13 protein-coding genes are annotated in these 17,822 nt (G+C 55.3%); 12 read left to right on the top strand and 1 reads right to left on the bottom strand.

The genetic code is table 11. The annotated features are described in order from the left end of the window. Positions 1-29 precede the first annotated feature (29 nt). The 8 genes from ACFPPD_RS16075 (at position 30) to ACFPPD_RS16110 (ending at position 10,674) form a co-directional block, all read left to right on the top strand. Complete coding sequence (locus tag ACFPPD_RS16075) at positions 30-1,643, top strand: DUF3502 domain-containing protein (protein ID WP_209748400.1); 1,614 nt, start codon at positions 30-32, stop codon at positions 1,641-1,643. A 163-nt stretch (positions 1,644-1,806) separates the two neighbouring features. Further along, on the top strand, positions 1,807-3,213 hold the full coding sequence (locus ACFPPD_RS16080; protein WP_378082629.1) for a glycoside hydrolase family 30 protein: 1,407 nt from the start codon (positions 1,807-1,809) through the stop codon (positions 3,211-3,213). A 103-nt stretch (positions 3,214-3,316) separates the two neighbouring features. Continuing rightward, complete coding sequence (locus ACFPPD_RS16085) at positions 3,317-4,384, top strand: LacI family DNA-binding transcriptional regulator (protein WP_209748404.1); 1,068 nt, start codon at positions 3,317-3,319, stop codon at positions 4,382-4,384. A gap of 372 nt (positions 4,385-4,756) precedes the next feature. Then, positions 4,757-6,163: a DEAD/DEAH box helicase gene (locus tag ACFPPD_RS16090; RefSeq protein ID WP_209748406.1), complete on the top strand. Its 1,407-nt coding sequence runs from the start codon at positions 4,757-4,759 to the stop codon at positions 6,161-6,163. Between the two features lie 419 nt (positions 6,164-6,582). Beyond that, the gene (locus tag ACFPPD_RS16095) at positions 6,583-7,302 is read left to right on the top strand and encodes a response regulator transcription factor (protein WP_209748408.1); all 720 of its coding nucleotides are present in this window, start codon (positions 6,583-6,585) and stop codon (positions 7,300-7,302) included. Beyond that, entirely contained in the window at positions 7,299-9,269 is a 1,971-nt protein-coding gene (locus tag ACFPPD_RS16100) for a sensor histidine kinase (RefSeq protein WP_209748410.1), read from the top strand. Before ACFPPD_RS16095 ends, ACFPPD_RS16100 begins: the two co-directional genes overlap by 4 nt. 74 nt (positions 9,270-9,343) lie before the next feature. Next, on the top strand, positions 9,344-10,069 hold the full coding sequence (locus ACFPPD_RS16105; protein ID WP_209748412.1) for an N-acetylmuramoyl-L-alanine amidase family protein: 726 nt from the start codon (positions 9,344-9,346) through the stop codon (positions 10,067-10,069). Then, positions 10,057-10,674, top strand: a complete 618-nt coding sequence (locus ACFPPD_RS16110) for an RNA polymerase sigma factor (protein WP_209748414.1) — start codon at positions 10,057-10,059, stop codon at positions 10,672-10,674. Before ACFPPD_RS16105 ends, ACFPPD_RS16110 begins: the two co-directional genes overlap by 13 nt. Positions 10,675-10,747: 73 nt before the next feature. Here the strand turns inward: ACFPPD_RS16110 and ACFPPD_RS16115 are convergent, their stop codons facing one another. Beyond that, positions 10,748-11,731, bottom strand: coding sequence for a glycoside hydrolase family 43 protein (locus ACFPPD_RS16115; RefSeq protein WP_209748416.1), 984 nt, complete (start codon positions 11,729-11,731; stop codon positions 10,748-10,750). Between the two features lie 206 nt (positions 11,732-11,937). On the opposite strand from ACFPPD_RS16115, the gene ACFPPD_RS16120 reads away from it, so the two are divergent. The 4 genes from ACFPPD_RS16120 to ACFPPD_RS16135 all read left to right on the top strand — a co-directional run bounded on the left by ACFPPD_RS16120 (position 11,938) and on the right by ACFPPD_RS16135 (position 17,801). Then, the gene (locus ACFPPD_RS16120) at positions 11,938-13,134 is read left to right on the top strand and encodes a PucR family transcriptional regulator (RefSeq protein ID WP_209748418.1); all 1,197 of its coding nucleotides are present in this window, start codon (positions 11,938-11,940) and stop codon (positions 13,132-13,134) included. Between the two features lie 131 nt (positions 13,135-13,265). Then, positions 13,266-14,396: an alanine dehydrogenase gene (gene ald / locus ACFPPD_RS16125; RefSeq protein WP_209748420.1), complete on the top strand. Its 1,131-nt coding sequence runs from the start codon at positions 13,266-13,268 to the stop codon at positions 14,394-14,396. Between the two features lie 339 nt (positions 14,397-14,735). Then, positions 14,736-16,883: an alpha/beta hydrolase family protein gene (locus ACFPPD_RS16130; protein ID WP_209748422.1), complete on the top strand. Its 2,148-nt coding sequence runs from the start codon at positions 14,736-14,738 to the stop codon at positions 16,881-16,883. 354 nt (positions 16,884-17,237) lie between these two features. Continuing rightward, on the top strand, positions 17,238-17,801 hold the full coding sequence (locus ACFPPD_RS16135) for a glycerol-3-phosphate responsive antiterminator (protein ID WP_209748424.1): 564 nt from the start codon (positions 17,238-17,240) through the stop codon (positions 17,799-17,801). The last annotated feature ends 21 nt before the right edge of the window (positions 17,802-17,822 follow it).

Below are 17,822 nucleotides of genomic sequence, written 5' to 3' on the forward strand. Positions count from 1 at the left end.
AGTTCAATTAACCCAGGGGAGGAATTGGAATGACAAGAGGAAAAAGAGTAGTCTCGCTCGTAATGTCCATGATTCTGGTCATCGTTCTTGCAGCATGCAGCGGCAACAAGAATAAGGAGGAAAACAGCGCAAGCAATGCGGGGGGCAGCGAGAGCGCGGCAAGCCCGGCGGCAAGCTCCGCGAACGCGGATAGCGGCGCGATCGATACGTCCAAGTTCGTCAAGATCAGCTATGTCGTACTGGGCGACAAGCCTAAAAACGGTCAGTTCGATAAAACGTTGGAAAAAGTCAACAAGCTCATGAAAGAGAAAATCAATGCCGAGCTGGAATGGAAATGGGTAGAGTGGGCGGATTGGTCCACGAAATACAACCTGCTTCTGGCGTCCGGCGAACCGATCGATCTGATTACGATCGCTACGGACTGGCTGGATACATGGAATAACGCTCAGAGGGGCGCCTTTACGCCGCTCGACGACCTTCTGCCGAAGTACGCGCCGCAAACATGGGATTCCATCCCTCAAGAAGATTGGGCGCAATCCAAATATAACGGAAAAATCGTGCTTATTCCCGAGAACGATTATACGCAATGGGTTAACCACGGTATGTTCTATCGCGGAGACTGGGCTAAAGAAGCGGGGATCACAAGCCCGATTACCGATTTCGAAACGCTCGGCAAGTATTTCCAATATATCAAGGACAATAAACCGGACGTCGTGCCTTGGGATGCTACTTCCGGCGGCGTAGCACCTTATATCGGATTCACGAACTCGTATACGGATATGCTTGAGCTTCCGATCGGAACCGGATATATGCCGGCGTTCTACGCGAAGTCGTTCGATGAGAAATACACGGTCGAAAGCCCGATATTCAACGACGTATTCTTGAATATGGCGAAGATGATGAAGGATTGGGCAGACAAAGGCTACTGGCGCGAAGACGTATTGAACTATAAAGGAGATACCCGCACCTTGCTTAAAGCGGGCTTGTCCGGCGCAGACGCGCATCACACGCAAACCTTCGGAACGCTGCGCGTACTGATGGACAATGAGCAGCCGGGCTCCGAGCTCGCGATGTTCCCGTTCTCCGCGACCCGCAAAAATCTGGTCGAACTGTCGATCACGCACGGCGGCACTTCGCTCGGCGCGCATAGCAAAAATCCGGAACGCGCGCTTATGGCTTACGATCTGATCCGCAACGACAAAGAAATTTACCAGCTGCTCAACTTCGGTATGGAAGGCGTTCAATACGAGCTGAAAGACGGCAAACGCGTCAAACCGGCCGGCTATGACGAAAACAGAGATTCGTTCTACTCCGACTTCTGGGGCGGCCGCGTCGACAAATTCGAGATTCCTACCGATACGGTGTGGGATGGCGTATCCCAATACTACGCCGAATACGACACCTACAAAAAGCCATATCCTTACGGACAATTCGTATTCGACAAGAGCAGCATCGATCCTGAGTTGACGGCGATCTCCCAAGTTATCGGCGAGATGGGTCCTGCCATCTTGTACGGTAAAGCGGGCGATCCCGTTAAAGCGGTCGAAGAATTCCGCAACAAGCTGAAAGCCGCAGGCTACGACAAAGTGCTCGCGGAAATTCAGAAGCAAATGGATGCTTACAAAAAACTAATCGAAGGCTAATAGCCGTAACCCCCGGAAATATATAGTCGAACGGAGTGGGGCTGTCCGAGAGGACAGCCCCGCTCTATTCAATAAGCAAAGAGAGGTCAAGAGCATGAAAAAAAGAGGAACCATCTTCATAGGGATTGCTCTGATCTGCGTGATAGTTGGAGGAGGAGTCTATATGTGGGAACAAAACAGAGGAGAGAAAGGTCCGGGCAAGGCCAAGGCATTCGACGCTGAAGCGATAGAGCTGCAGCTCCAAGATGGCTATGAAGGATTCGAGGGGTGGGGTACGTCGCTCGCTTGGTGGGGTCATGCGCTAGGGGGCTGGAAGGACCAAGCTCAGGCGAACAACGTCATGGATCTGATCTTCGACCCGGCTAAGGGGCTTGGACTTAATATCGTGCGATATAATATCGGCGGCGGCGAGAATCCGGCGTACGATACGATGCGGCCAGGCGGAGATATTCCCGGATTTCAGCCGGAGAAAGGCCGTTGGGATTGGGAAGCGGACGCTAATCAGAGGGCAATTATGCAGGGAGCCATTGCGCGCGGCGTCAATATCGTAGAGGCGTTCTCGAACTCCCCGCCTTACTGGATGACGATCAGCGGTTCGGTCACCGGCGCGGAGAACGGAGGTAACAACTTAAGAGAAGATTCTTATGATGCTTTTGCGGACTATTTAACAGAGGTCGTGAAGGCGTACCGGGATCGGTGGGGGATCACCTTCAGATCATTGGACCCGCTCAATGAACCGTCTTCCAGTTGGTGGATTAAAGGCAATCAGCAAGAGGGAAGCCATTTCGATTTGGATAAGCAGGCGGAAATCATACGTAAGACGGCCGATTCTCTTCAACGTAAGGGGCTGACGGGAACGATCGTCAGCGCGCCGGATAGCAATAGCATCGACGAAACCTTGGGAGCGCTCGAGATCTACGATACGGCGACGCGTCAAGCGATAGGCCAGATCAACGCCCACTCCTATAACGGCACCAAAATGAAAGAGCTTCGCGCTCTCGCCGAGCAGTTGGGGAAGCCTCTGTGGATGTCCGAGTACGGAACGGGCGGCGACGCTTCCCACAGCCATGAGGATCTGACAAGCGCGATGGAATTGGCCACGCGGATCATGACCGATCTGAAGATCATGCAGCCGAAGGCGTGGATTTATTGGCAGGCCGTCGAGGATGAAGGGGCCCAAAACAACTGGGGCTTCATACACGCTAACTTTAATGGAGAAGAGCACTATGAGCTAACGAAGCAGTATTATGCGATGGCTCAATTCAGCAAGTTTATTCGTCCGGGTTCCTTGATCGTGCCTACTGCGGACGAACAAACGCTAGCTGCTTATGATCCTGAAGCTAAGCAATTATCGATTGTCGTCCGCAATGGCTGGATCGATCGCAAAACGGTCATAGATTTGACGCCTTATCATATCGAGAGCGCCAAAGCTGAAGCCTATCGGACATCGGCTACGGAGAATATGCAACAGATTGACGCAATACCTCTCTACGAGAATGGGTTTGAGGTCGCTTACGCCGAAAATTCGATTACGACGGTTATCATCAAGGGGATCGAGTTAAAATCATGAATAGCAAAGTGAAGAGAGGAGAGGCGTGAAACCCTTTTCAATAAACGCGTGATTTTGCTATAATGTGACGATGAAGCTGACTGCAGGAAGGGATAATGTTCCTATGAAGCAGGTTACCATATACGATATAGCCAAAGAAGCAAAAGTATCGGTTGCCACCGTATCCAGAGTGTTGAACGGAACCGCTCCGGTAAAGATCTCTACGAGAGCGAAGATAGAGGCGCTGATTCAGAAGCACCAGTTTCAGCCGAACGCGATGGCAAGAAGCCTTCTATCCAAAGAAACGGGAATCATCGGCGTGATCCTGCCCGACCTCACCAATCCCTTCTTCCCGGAAGTGTTTGCCGGCGCGGAGAAGGAAGCGCAAGAATCGGGACATACGTTCCTGCTGTGTAATACGATGGGCGACTATGCGAAAGAGTCCGAATATCTGAACATCATGCAAGAGAAACGGGTAGACGGCATTCTCTTTATCGGGGGGCGGATTAACCTCAAGGAATGCGAGCCCGATCTCGTGCAGGAAATGGTCGAGCATGCGAAAAAGATCCCGATGGTGCTGATTAACGGAAACTTAAGGGATACCGAACTGACCCGCGTCGCGACGGACGAATACGCGGGAACGATGCTCGCCATGCGTCATTTGATCGAGTTGGGCCATAAGCGAATCGGCTTCATCGGCGGCGAAAGCCACATGACGACGACGTCCAACAAGCTACGCGCATTTCGCAAGTCTTTGAGGGACGCGGGGCTTCCGGTAAGGGAAGATTGGATATTGCCGGACAGCTTCTCCATGGAATCGGGAAAGCAACAGATGGAGAATCTGCTGGAAAAGAAGGATCGGCCTACCGCCGTCTGCTGCGTGAACGATTTTACGGCGATCGGAGCAATTAAGACGGCGATCGAGCACGGCTTGAAAGTGCCAGACGACATGTCGATCGTCGGATTCGACGATATTCCGCTAGCCCACCATGTCATACCCGAGCTGACGACCGTATCCCAGCAAGCGAGCGAGCTAGGACGGACAGCCATGAAAGTGCTTCGGCAGTTGATAAACAAAGGGAAAGTGAAGAAACTGACTTCGCTAGAGCCGCAGCTCGCGGTCAGGCAAAGCACGGCGCCCGCAATGATGCCCTCGTATTCCGAATCGTTCAGAGAGATCAGCTCGGGATGAAGCTCGCTCAACATAATGTTCATTCATAAGTGCCTATCGTACGCCTTGCGGAAATCCGCCGGGCGTTCTTTTTTTTCTAGATGGCCGCCTCCGCAATGAACGTGGCGACGATTCTGCTGATCTTTTTTCAAAATTTCCTTGCGCGTTCAAGTGACCTTCCTACGCGCGTCGACGACGATGCTCGTCACGTTGCCGATCATCGTCTCGTATCCGTTCATGCAGAAATTTTTTATCGGCGGCATTACGATCAGGGCCGTCAAAGAGTAATTGTCGCATATAGCTTGTACCGGATTGTTACGCCATGCGCTCGTGTGGTATCCTTATACGTCAAGACATGACCGGAGATCAAGACGTTTCACTTAAGGAGACCTTATGACATTTAACGAATTAAAGCTAATCCCCCAAATTCTGAAGGCACTGGCGCAAGAAAACTACGCGACGCCGACGCCGATCCAGGAGAAGTCGATTCCGGCCGTACTGGCGGGCAAAGACTTGCTCGGCTGCGCCCAGACGGGGACGGGAAAGACGGCGGCTTTCTCGCTTCCGATCATTCAGCTGTTAACCGAGAACGCCGGCAAGCAAGGCGGCAAAAGACGCGTACGTTCCTTGATCCTGACCCCGACGAGGGAACTCGCGATTCAGATCGCCGAGAACATCGACGCTTACAGCCGGTTCACCGGCTTGCGCAACCTGTCCATCGTGGGCGGCGTGTCGCAGAAGCCGCAGGAGCAGGCGCTGGCCCAAGGGACGGATATCGTTATCGCGACGCCGGGGCGCCTGATCGATCTCATTAACCAGAAGCATATCGACTTGCAGCACGTCGAAATTCTCGTTCTCGACGAAGCGGACAGAATGCTCGACATGGGCTTCATCCACGACGTCAAAAGAATCATCGCCAAGCTACCCGTCAAGAGACAGACGTTGTTCTTCTCGGCGACGATGCCTCCCGAGATCGCCGACTTGGTCAAGTCGCTGCTCAAAGATCCGGTGAAGGTGGAGATTACTCCGGTATCTTCGACGGCGGAGCGCATTCGGCAGTCGGTGTACTTGGTCGACAAGGAAAACAAACAAAAGCTGCTGAACGATCTGCTGCAGGATCGGTCCATCGCATCCGCGCTCGTGTTCACCCGCACGAAGCACGGAGCGGACCGCGTCGCTCGCGGCCTGAACAAGGCGAACGTGACCGCGCAGGCGATCCACGGCGACAAGTCGCAGAACTCGCGCCAAGCGGCGCTGAACAACTTCAAGAACGGCACGACGCGCGTGCTCGTCGCGACCGATATCGCCGCGCGGGGCATCGACGTGGACGAATTGTCCCACGTCATCAACTACAACCTGCCTAACATTCCGGAGACGTACGTCCATCGCATCGGCCGCACGGGCCGGGCCGGTCTTAGCGGGATCGCGATTTCGTTCTGCGAATATGAAGAAGTACCGTATTTGAAGGCGATCGAGAAGCTGATCGGCAAGCGGGTTCCCGAAGTGAAGGATCACGAGTATCCGATGCTGAACACAACGAAGTCGGAGCCTGCTCCGAGCAACGGCGGAGGGCGCCAGAATAACGGACGTCAGAACAGCGGGCAACAGCCGAGACAGGATCAACGGCCGCGGCAAGAACAACGGCCGAAGCAAGAGCAGCGTCCTCGGCAAGAACAACGTCCAAGGCAAGAGCAAGCCCAGGGGGCGGGACGTCAGCCGTCGAATATCGGCGGTCAACGTCCGAGAAGCAAGTCGGGTCAGGGACAGCGATCCCAACAGCAACAGCCTCAACCCAGATAAGACTTGATTACGCATAGCCGTCCCATCGGCAGAAGCCATCTGCCGGAGGGACGGTTTTTTCGTACGCGATCGCACAAGTACGTTGGCCGGGAGCAGCATAACGGTAACTTTTTCCGTTATTTCGATCGGATTAGCCGACAGGTTGCAGATAGAGGAAACTTTTTCCTCTAAAACTCAGGGGATTGCGCGCGGAACTTTTTTTGAGCGAAATAACGGAAAAATGATCCGTTACCGGCCGCATCTCATGCAGATCGGTACTAAATAGAGGAACTTATTTCCGCTATTCCATCACCGACGCCGAATCGGCTCCGCGTCGCGCGAGCAGAATAAATTTCCTAGAGGTTCGAAAGTCGGTCGTTTCTTTTTGACCGGTTCTTTCGTTATATTAGCGAGAAGTCTATAGAACAGGTGGAACGAAGATGGCGAACACCGTCCTGATCGTCGAAGACGAACGGATTTTACGCGAAATTATCAAGGATTATTTCCTGAACGAAGGATACGAGGTGCTGGAAGCCGGAGACGGGAAAACGGCGCTTGCCTTGTTCCAAGAACATTCGGTTCAATTGATCTTGCTCGACATCATGCTGCCCGAGCTCGACGGCTGGTCCGTATGCCGGCGCATTCGCAAGACGTCGGACGTCCCGATCATCATGCTGACCGCGCGCGTGGACGAAGACGACACGTTGCTCGGGTTCGAGCTCGGCGCGGACGACTACGTGACGAAGCCTTACAGTCCGCCCGTCCTGCTGGCGCGGGCGAAGAGACTGATCGAAAGCCGCTCCCGCAGCGACAGGGCCGCTCAATCCGCCGGAAGCGGGACTAACGGCAACGGAGGCGCGGGCGACACGTTATCGCTGAGCGGAATCAAGATTCATTTTCTGTCGCGAACGGTCACGGCGGACGGCGAGCCGGTCGGGCTGACGCATACCGAATTCGAGATTCTCGCGTACCTGATGCAGAACGAGGGGATCGTCATCTCGCGCGAGCAACTTATTACGAAAATATGGGGTTACGAGTACGCGGGGGACGACCGGACGATTAACACCCATATCCGCAACGTGAGAACGAAGCTGGGCGATAAGGCGAAGCTGATCATGACGGTCGTCCGGACGGGCTATAAATTCGAGGACGGCTTATGAGGATCGGCATCGTACCGAAGCTGTTTCTGCTGACGATCGCGCTCTGTTCGACGATATTGGCGGTCATTTACGTCGGACAGACGATTTTCTTCAAGGATTACTACGCGAACCGGAAAGTGAACGACATCAAGGCGAACATCGCCGCGTTCGAACAACAGCCGGTAGCCGGGAACGTTACGGCGAGCTCGGTCAGGCAACGGGAGCAAGAATTTTACCGCAACAACAACACGTGGATTACGACGCTCGACCGTCACGGCAATCTGGCCCGTTCCGACGACTTCTATCTCGACTTCATTCCGCAGAACGTGGATCCGAAGCCCGATGCGCCTTACCGAATTCCGCTTTACCACTTGATCGGCTCGGACAAAATCGAGGAAGCGAAGTCGCTGATCGCCCCCAAATCGAAAGCGTACTTGTCCGTCGTGATGGACGAGGGCGTACCCGTCACGCCGGTGTACGTTCAAGACGCGAGCAGCCGGACGATGTGGAGCAACGATCTGTTGTCGAAACGCGTAGAAGAAATCAACATCCGGATCAAAGAAGAATACGTCCAGTATGAGAAAAATCTGAAGGAAATCCGCAAGAAAGCGGCCGAGGCGGCATTGGAGCAGAAAGAATCGTCGCTGAACGCCACCCCGACAGTCAAAGTCGACCAACGCGAGTTCGTGAAAATAGAGCCGCAGCCGACGCTCGAACCGTCCTTGGATTTTGTCGTGGACATCGAACAGCCCGCGGAGTACGACATCGGCGTCATCGTCGACGCCGTATTCCCGGATCCGAACGGGACGTCGAATCTTCTCTATTCGAATCGTCTCTTCCTGGAGCGGATCAAGCAGTTCCAAGAGGAGCTGCTGTTCGGCGAGGAGAGGACGGACGACGGCTTGCTGCATACGACCGATTACGAGGAGAGCGGCGTGAAGTACAAGCTATTCGTTCATCGGATCGTCGGCGGAGACGGGGCGCCTTCGTATATTTTCGCCATGGCGTCTCTGCAGCCCGTCGACGAAGCGGTAAGCATGATTCAGGACTATTACGTGTACATCGTCCTGTTCGTCGTCGTTCTCGTCTTGCTGGCGTCGCTGTATTATTCGCTGAAAATCGCGAGGCCGCTGCTGCGGATCAACCGCACGGCGAAGAAGATCGCGGATCTGGATTTTACCGAATCGCTCCCCGTCCGTTCCAAGGACGAGATCGGCGAGCTGTCGCGCAGCATCAATTCGTTGTCGGCCACGCTTCACGGCTACATCGGGCAGCTGCGCCAAGACATCGAGAAGGAGAAGCGGCTGGAGACGACCCGGAAGGAGTTCATCTCGGGCGTGTCGCACGAGCTCAAGACTCCCCTCAGCGTCATGAAGAGCTGCATCTCGATTCTGAAGGACAACGTGGCGAGCCATAAGAAAGAATACTATTTCGAAGCGATGGAGAAGGAAGTCGACAAGATGGACCTGCTGATCGTGGACATGCTGGAGCTGGCCAAGTTCGAGTCCGGCACTTACGCGATGAAGATGGACGTCTTCCGGATCGACAAATCGATCGAGGCGATTCTGGAGCCGCTCGAGCTTTCGATCGCGAACAAACGATTGCGCGTCAAGACGCAGCTCGCGCCCGTCGAAGTCGTCGCCAACGCGAACCGGATCGAGCAGGTCGTCACGAACTTCATGACGAACGCCATCCGCTACACGCCGGAAGACCAGCTCGTTCTCGTATCGACGATCGAAGACGGGGGGCGCGTCGCCGTCTGCGTGGAGAATAAGGGCGCCCATATTCCGGAAGAGCAGCTGGACAAAATCTGGGACCGCTTCTACCGGGCGGACTCGTCCCGGCAGCGTTCGCAAGGAGGCACCGGACTCGGACTCGCCATATCCAAAAACATTCTGGAGCTGCACGGCGCGGAATACGGCGCGGCGAACACGGACGACGGCGTCGCCTTCTACTTCTACCTGAACGTGAACGAAGAAGACGAATAGACGAATCCTAAATCTTTATCTCATCTTTATTTCGGCTCCACTTCGCCTTGATTCGCGGGAATTACAATGACGGCATGAGAAAATACATCAAACGCCTTACGTTAATTGTCGTGATTGTAGCCATAGCAGCGGTCATTTTGCACAATCAAGTCGAAGGGGGAGTGACGGGAAGTAAGTCCGACGAAGCGGCGGAAGCCGGAACGGGTCATCTAGCGGGGAATCAGGGAGACCCCGTCCAGCCGTCGGCGATCGACGAGTCGTTCGGGCCGTTAGCGGGTAAAACGATCGTCGTCGACGCGGGACACGGCGGCAAGGACGTCGGCTCGATCGGGAAGAACGGCTCGTACGAGAAGGACGCCACGATGCCGGCCGCGCTCGAGCTCAAGCGGCAGTTGGAAAGCAAAGGGGCGACCGTCGTCTTGACGCGGGAGACGGACGATAAGATTCCGCTCGAGGAGCGGGTGGACATCGCGGCCGACGAAACCGCGGATCTGTTCATCAGCATCCACTTCGACGCTTACGAGGATCGGAACGTCACCGGGATGACGACTTATTACAACAAAGAAGAGGACATGCGCTTCGCCGAGCTCGTTCACGAGCGTCTGGCGAAGCTGGGAACGAAGGACAGAGGGGTGCAGTTCGGCGATTATTTCGTGCTTCGGGAAAATGCGAGACCGTCGATCTTGCTGGAGCTGGGTTACATCTCGAACGAGCAGGACGAGAAGCGGATGATGACGGATGCGTTCCGGGAGCAGGCGGCGACCGCCATCGTCGAGGGGGTCGTCGTATGCCTCGCATAGAACGGCAACCTACGGCCGCCTCGCGCGATCGCACCCAGACATTATTCGATCATCTACTTCAACCTCATCTGGACGATCTGCGGAAGTATTGCTTTTACTTGGCGAAATCGAAGTGGGACGGGGAAGATTTGTGTCAAGAAACGCTGGTCAAGACGATGCAATATTTCGCGAAGGTGGAACCACTCCAGAATAGCGTCAAGCCGTTCTTGTTCCGCGTCGCCCGTAACCTGTGGATCGACCAATACCGCGCGTACAAGAAAAAAGGAGAACTCGTCCTATTCGACGCCGATCTCGCGAACCCGACGTTCGACGCGGATTACGGGGAAATCCGGAGCTGGGCGGAGCGATTCGCGGAGACGATTCCGAGAAGGAATATCGCGATCTGGCTGTTGTGCGATTATTACGGCTATTCGATGCAGGAGATCGCCGTGGACATGCGGTGCACCGTCTCGATCGTCAAATCCGTCCTGTTCCGGACGAGGAAAAGGATCCGCGAGCTGGCGAACAGGCCGGTTTCGCGTCAGGCAGGCCAAGAAACGGGACCGTTCGCGGAACGGCTGTCGAGAGCGATTCTGACCGATAACCCGCAATGGCTGATGGCTTAGCGAGATGATATGCAAAATAAGCAAGAGCCCCGGAGAAATCCGCGGCTCTTGCTTTGTATGGTATGGAATTTTGTTAATTATCGTAGGGGTCGATCGTTCGAATGGTGCCGTCGTCGTTGTAGACGAGCTCGGTGAACTTGACGCTTCGTTTATTGTCGGCGCCGCCCGACAAGGAGCTGTCGTGATAGAACAAATACCATTTGCCACCGTAGGATACGATCGAGTGGTGCGTCGTCCAGCCGATAACGGGAGTCAGAATTTTGCCTTTGAACGCGAACGGGCCTTTCGGGTTATCGCCGATGGCGTAGACGATGTTATGCGTCGTCCCCGTCGAATAAGACAAATAGTATTTATCGTTATATTTGTGAACCCACGGCCCTTCGAAGTATCTTCGTTCTTCGTCCCCTGCGACGATGGGGTGGCCGTGCTCGTCCGTAATGGAGATTTCCGTTGGCGATTCCTTGAACGTCAGCAGATCGTCGCTCAGTTCCGCGACCATCGGGCCGAGCGCGGGCTGAGATCCGGACGGGCCTGCGGCATCCGGGACGAACGCGCCGGTCTGCCATTTCTCGAGCTGGCCGCCCCATAGGCCGCCGAAATACATGTAATATCGGCCATCGTCGTCGGCAAGGACAGCCGGATCGATGCTAAAGCTGCCCGGAATCGGGCTCTCTTGCGCCGCGAACGGCCCTGCCGGGGAGTCGCCGGTCGCGACGCCGATCCGAAAGACGTCTTCGCGGTCTCTCGCCGGGAAGAACAAGTAATATTTGCCGTCCTTGCAAGCGGCGTCGGGCGCCCAGAGCTGTTGCTTGGCCCACGCGACGTCCCGAAGATGAAGCGCTTCTCCGTGATCCGTACAGGATTCCAGATTCTCGTCGATAGAGAGGACATGGTAATCCTCCATGTCGTATTGATCTCCGTTATCGTTCGACGCGTTTTCTTTGTCGAGATCATGGGAAGGGTACACGTAAATTTTGCCTTCGAAGACGTGGGCGGAAGGGTCCGCCGTATACATATGGGTAACGATAGGGTTATTTTGCTTGAGCGGATTCGTCATTGCGGTACCTCCCCTGGTTTCTTCGGTAAGTTCTCCTCGCATCATACCAAATGTTTCGAAAAACCGAACCCCTACAAAGTTATGAATATATCCTAAAAAGTTTAGGACTTGTTTCGCGATGATTGGCCTCGTGGTAACATGAAAGGATAGAGCTGGCATGGGGAAGGCCCCGTTACCGTACGGCCGGATAAGGAGAAGTACCCGAAATGAAAGACGACGATGCGATTTTCGACCGGGGATTCGATAGCTTAACGTCGCTTGCCGACGCGATCGGCGAAGCGCTTCTTTGTCCGGTTACGATAGAGGACGCCCACCATCGATTAATCGCTTATAGCTCGCACGACGAACAGAGCGATCCGGTGCGGATCGCGACGATCATCGGCCGCCGCGTGCCCGAGTACGTCGTTCGGGAGCTATGGAGCAATGGCATCATGGGCAAGCTGAACGAAAGCGACGATCCGGTTCTTGTGCCTTCCATCGAGGGCATCGGCTTCGGAGACCGGTTGGCCGTCGCCGTTCGCAGAAGGAACGACGTGCTCGGGTATATTTGGGCGCTGGAAGTCGGGAAACGATTCGGACCCGAAGATCTGACACTGATGAAGATAGCCGCCTCGGCCGTTAAATCGAACATTCTCGAACTGGAAATGAGGAACCGGATAGACGAGAAGGAGCATCAGGAGTTTTTCTGGCAAATGCTCACGGGCAACTACGGCTCCGGCGACCGCATCCAGGCGAGAGCGGGCAAGCTGGGCGTCGTTCTTCCTCCTCTTTACCATGTTTTCGTATTCGAATACGGCTCGGAGATCTCGGAGGAGACGCGCCGGCGCATTCGTTACGTCATACACGCGAATCCGCAGGATAAGATCGCCTTACACCTCGTGAACGGCAAGCGCTTGGTCGTTTTATCGGGGCAAGGCTCGGAGGCTTTCGTCCAGCGGATGATCGGCAGGCTCGGCCCGTCGGTCGCGAACGCGGGAGCGGGACTTCCTTCCGGAGATTACGCGTCCGCGGAGAAGCGATATCAAGAAGCGCTGAGCGTGCTGAGCGTTCGCGAGAAATTCCCGGAACGATGTAAGGATATCTACCGATACGAGGAGCTCGGCTTCTATCGATTTCTCCCGAGGATGGCAGAGGAGCGGCGAGAGCACAAGCACGTCGACGCCAGCATCCGAAAGCTGCAGTCGTACGATCTGGAGCATCAATCGGATATGCTGCGTACGCTCGAATTATTCTTGTCAAGCGATAGCAACGTGAAGATAACGGCCGAAACCCTTCATATTCATACGAATACGCTAACGTACCGGCTGAAGCGCATCGAGGAAATCGGCGACATCGACCTCGACAGCATGCACCGGAAGGTCACGCTCTATTTGGAAATGCAATTGATAAAATTCGCCGAATAACCTCTTTGTGGAAAAAGACGAAAGCTCGCGCGAACTTTTTCGTTTTTCGACGAATCGCATGTTCGGCTCCTCTTCTATACTTGGTGTGTAGGAAAGCTTACATTACACGGACCAATTGAGGGGGAGCTTCCATGCTGATCGGAATACCGAAAGAAATCAAGAACAACGAGAATCGGGTCGCGATAACGCCCGCCGGAGTCGTTTCCCTCTCGAACAACGGACATCGAATCAAAGTCGAGAAGGACGCCGGTCTTGCCAGCGGCTTCACGAACGAGGAATACCGCTTTGCAGGAGCCGAAATCGAAGAGCGGGCCGAAGACGTCTGGGCGTCGGAGATGGTCATGAAGGTCAAGGAACCGCTCGCGTCGGAATACCGGTATTTCCGCCCGGGCCTGATCTTGTTCGCCTATTTGCATCTGGCCGCGGAGCCCGCGCTCGCCAAAGCGCTCACGGAGTCGGAAGTGACGGCGATCGCCTACGAGACGGTCGAAGTTGGGCGAGCCCTGCCTCTCCTTACGCCGATGAGCGAAGTGGCGGGCAGGATGTCGGTTCAGATCGGCGCGCAGTTCCTGGAGAAGCCTTACGGCGGCAAGGGCATCTTGCTCGGCGGCGTCCCGGGCGCGAAGCGGGGCAAAGTGACGATCATCGGTGGCGGCGTCGTCGGAACGAACGCGGCCAAAATCGCGGTCGGACTCGGAGCCGACGTCACGATCGTCGATCTCAGCGCGGACCGTTTGCGTCAGCTGGACGATATTTTCGGCTCGCGGCTCAACACGCTCATGTCGAATCCGATGAACATCGCCGAAGCGGTCGCGGAATCCGATCTGGTCATCGGCGCGGTTCTCATTCCCGGCGCGAAGGCGCCAAAGCTTGTGACGGAACGGATGATCGAATCGATGAAGCCGGGCTCCGTCGTCGTCGACGTCGCGATCGACCAAGGCGGCATTATCGAGACGGTCGACCGGATCACGACCCACGACGACCCGACATTCGTGAAGCACGGCGTCCTTCATTACGCGGTGGCGAACATGCCGGGAGCGGTGCCGAGAACATCGACGATCGCCTTGACGAACGCGACCGTGCCCTATGCCGTACAAATCGCCAATAAAGGCGTTAGGCAAGCGGCGCTAAGCAATCCGGCGCTCGCGATGGGCGTCAACACGGCCGCCGGAAGGGTGACCTACAAAGCGGTCGCGGCGGATCTGGGCTACGATCACGTCGCTTTCGACGAAGCGCTGGCGCTCGCCGCGCGGCCGGCTTGACGGCTTGATGGCATCTGGAGGACGATAATTGCGATCTAGGACTATCCATGGAAAACCGAATGTGTTATGATTGCCGCAAAGTTAATATTTGGTTGGAGAACCGGAGACACCACAAAGCTCGGCTGCGCGATTCGCGCGGTTTAAGAGTTCGTGGTGTTTTTTCATTTGGGGAAAAGGGGGGTGACTTCAAAGTGCGGCGTTGGAAAAAAACGCGACTGCAGTTGTTGACACAGAGAACAGAGAAAATAGAATTGCAGTGTGGCACGCAGATGAGCATTGAGCGTTGATCGAATTGACAGCGCTGTCATTCGTTTTTTACCTCATTCAAAGGAGATTCATATGACAAAATTCTATTCATTCCTCAAGAAACCGCAAGGCTTGTTGGCGTTATCCTTGGCGCTTGTCATTCTCGGAAGCTTGTTCGCGGGAATGTTCAATACGTCGGTCTATTCCGTGAAGGTCAAAGAAATTCAGTTCAAGGCCGATCACGGCACGCTGAACGGGTTGCTGTACATGCCGGGCGGAGCGGGAGCGAACGATCCGCGGCCGGTCATCATTACGACGCACGGATATTTGAACACGAAGGAAATGCAGGACGCTCCCGCCATCGAAATGTCCAGGCGCGGCTATATCGTCCTGGCACTTGATCAATACGATCACGGAGATTCCCGCTGGAGCGCCGATATCCCGGTGGAGAGCGCTTTCTTTACCTTCTGGATTTACTCCCAATACGACGCGGCTAAGTATATTTACGGGCAGGACTATACGATGAAGGACGACAAGGGCAACGCGTACGTCGCCGTAGGCGGACACTCCATGGGCGGCTTCTCGTCCATGATGGCCATGTATCATGACGAACTGAATGCATTGAAGACCGGTTACCGGATGATCTACGCGGGAATTTCGGCGGGCGCGGATTATTCCCTCTCTTCCGTCGTCGTTCCTCCGGATCAGATGTTGGCGGCGTACGGCAACCGGACGGTAGGGATGGTCGCCGGCCGATACGACGAGTTTTTCTTCAACAAGTCGGACGCGGAGAAGAGCGCCGAGGAGAAAAAAGTCGCAGGCTCGGTTACGCATAAGGACTACAAAGCCACGATTTCGGGCAAGGCGTTTCTCGGATTGCCGGCGGACGCCCAAACCGCGGAAGGCGGCAAATTCTATCAAGCGCAATCCGGCGACCTGAAGCTGGAAGACAAGGTCGTTCGCCCGTCCGAGACCGGCGAGCGCGTCCTCTACACGCCTAACGAGACCCATCCTTGGAACCATATTTCCACGGCGACGACGGCGGATTTGATCGACTTCTACGCGTACGCTTTCAAAGACGTCATCTCTCCGAACCAGACCGGCGCGGATATGGGGTCGGGCAATCAAATCTGGTGGCTGAAGGAAGCGTTTAACTGCGTCGCCTTGATCGGTTTCTTCCTGATGATCGTTCCGCTCAGCAGCCTGCTGCTTCGGGTGCCGTTCTTGAGGAAAGCCGTGACGGAACCGATCGCGACCGTATCCGCGCCCGCGACCGGCAAGCAGAAATCCGTCTATTGGGCGGCGATCGCCTTCAGCACGCTCGTTCCGGCCATTTTGTACCCGACGTTGATGGATAAGAAAGCAGGGAGCATCGACGCGCTCGGCACGACTGCCATCGTCATGCTTGTCTTGTTCGCGGTCGTAGCCGCAGCCGCATTCGTCATGGCGAACGCGAAGAAGGACGATGCCGCCGCCAGCGCCAAAATGAAAAACATCGGCAAGGGCGGCGCGTTGCTCGCGGTCGCGTCCCTCGTGCTGTGGCTCATGTTCGACAGGGCCGCGCACCTGTTCCCGCTTAGCCCTTTCTTTAACGAACCGACGACGAACCAAATCGTGTATTGGGCCGTGGTCGTGGCAGTCATCACCGCGCTCGTCACCTTCGCGTTCCATTACTTCTCCAAGAAGGACGCGGGGACGAGGTTCAGCCACTACGGCATCAGCCTGAATCCATCGACGATCTTGTCCAGCCTGTGCGCGGCGCTTATCGCGGTGGCGATCGGTTATGCGGTGCTGTACGCGGTTCAAGCGATATTCGGCACCGACTTCCGCATCTGGACGTTTGCCGTCCGTACGCTTAAGATCGAGCATTTGATTACCGCGTTAAGGTATTCGCCGTTCTTCCTGATCTACTATTTCATCAGCGTCGTTGCGCTGAACGCGAATACGCGCGGCGCGAAGGGCGGGTATGCGCTGTCCATCGTGTTGAACGTGGGCGGTCTGGTCTTGTGGCTGGCTGGCCAGTACGGCATGGACTTCATGTCTGGCGTCGGGATGTACCCGGCTCAGGCGTTGAACGGCATTCTGCTATTCGCGCTGGTACCGAGCTTGATTATCGCCGCGGTATACGCGCGCAAATTATTCGAGAAGACGAACAACGTATGGCTGGCGGCGTTCTTGAATACGCTGCTGTTCACGATGATTTCCGTGGCGAACACAACGATGTATTGGAATTTGGTTTGACGGATAACTTTCATCACGTTTGTTCGAAAAGATCGCCTATTTTCGGCGATCTTTTTGCATGGAGCACGCCTTGATCGAAAATCGATCCACTATCGCAACGATAGGCCGCGCGGTAACATGATTATGCTGCTGCGGAAATGAAGCGTTGGAGCTCGCGGCCCGTCCGGCGTGAATAGGATACCGGCGACAAGCTTCGGGGAGATTGACGCACTTTTCGATTTGCGTCTATAATAAACTCAAGTTGATAACGTGATGGAGAAACGGAGATCCACATCGATTGCTCGTCCGAATAGGGCGGTATTGCGATGCGGGTCTCTTTTTCCATTATTACGCTTGATGTGGAGGGTTGGCGTTATGTGCATCGAGAATCAGACCGTTTGGCCGGCCGTGAAGACGGCCAAAGAGATGGAAGCGGCGCTATCCACCCCGTTCTCTTACGTGGTGCTATTAGGCGGGCACCTCGGTCAAATGAGGTCATTGGTAGAACTCGCGGAGAAGAGCGGCAAGAAAGTGCTGCTGCACGCGGATTTGGTCGACGGGCTGAAGAACGATGAGTACGCGGCCGAGTATTTGTGCCAGCACGTCAGGCCCGCGGGATTGATATCGACCCGCGGCAGCGTCATCCTGAAGGCGAAGCAGAACAAGCGGATCGCGATCCAGCGTCTGTTCTTGATAGACACGGGAGCACTCGATAAAAGCTACGCGCTGCTCGAGAAGACGAAGCCGGATTTTATCGAGGTATTGCCCGGCATCATTCCGCACTTGATCCGGGAAGTGAAGGAACAGACGGGCATACCGGTCATCGCGGGCGGGCTCGTCCGTACGATTGAGGACGTTCGGACTGCCTTGGAAGCAGGGGCGACGGCGATCACGACGTCGCGACGGGAATTGTGGAAACCGTTAGGCGAAGTGTACTAAAGCATAAATGGGAGCGGGTGA

The organism is Cohnella suwonensis (assembly GCF_042655365.1).
Lineage (GTDB): Bacteria > Bacillota > Bacilli > Paenibacillales > Paenibacillaceae > Cohnella > Cohnella suwonensis.

What these genes read in the sequence shown, in the direction of transcription:
- ACFPPD_RS16075 (WP_209748400.1), top strand. Translation starts at nt 30, where the DNA reads ATGACAAGAGGAAAAAGAGTAGTCTCGCTCGTAATGTCCATGATTCTG.
- ACFPPD_RS16105 (WP_209748412.1), top strand. Translation starts at nt 9,344, where the DNA reads ATGAGAAAATACATCAAACGCCTTACGTTAATTGTCGTGATTGTAGCC.
- ACFPPD_RS16100 (WP_209748410.1), top strand. Translation starts at nt 7,299, where the DNA reads ATGAGGATCGGCATCGTACCGAAGCTGTTTCTGCTGACGATCGCGCTC.
- ACFPPD_RS16095 (WP_209748408.1), top strand. Translation starts at nt 6,583, where the DNA reads ATGGCGAACACCGTCCTGATCGTCGAAGACGAACGGATTTTACGCGAA.
- ACFPPD_RS16080 (WP_378082629.1), top strand. Translation starts at nt 1,807, where the DNA reads ATGTGGGAACAAAACAGAGGAGAGAAAGGTCCGGGCAAGGCCAAGGCA.
- ald (WP_209748420.1), top strand. Translation starts at nt 13,266, where the DNA reads ATGCTGATCGGAATACCGAAAGAAATCAAGAACAACGAGAATCGGGTC.
- ACFPPD_RS16115 (WP_209748416.1), bottom strand. Translation starts at nt 11,731, where the DNA reads ATGACGAATCCGCTCAAGCAAAATAACCCTATCGTTACCCATATGTAT.
- ACFPPD_RS16135 (WP_209748424.1), top strand. Translation starts at nt 17,238, where the DNA reads ATGTGCATCGAGAATCAGACCGTTTGGCCGGCCGTGAAGACGGCCAAA.
- ACFPPD_RS16090 (WP_209748406.1), top strand. Translation starts at nt 4,757, where the DNA reads ATGACATTTAACGAATTAAAGCTAATCCCCCAAATTCTGAAGGCACTG.
- ACFPPD_RS16130 (WP_209748422.1), top strand. Translation starts at nt 14,736, where the DNA reads ATGACAAAATTCTATTCATTCCTCAAGAAACCGCAAGGCTTGTTGGCG.
- ACFPPD_RS16110 (WP_209748414.1), top strand. Translation starts at nt 10,057, where the DNA reads ATGCCTCGCATAGAACGGCAACCTACGGCCGCCTCGCGCGATCGCACC.
- ACFPPD_RS16085 (WP_209748404.1), top strand. Translation starts at nt 3,317, where the DNA reads ATGAAGCAGGTTACCATATACGATATAGCCAAAGAAGCAAAAGTATCG.
- ACFPPD_RS16120 (WP_209748418.1), top strand. Translation starts at nt 11,938, where the DNA reads ATGAAAGACGACGATGCGATTTTCGACCGGGGATTCGATAGCTTAACG.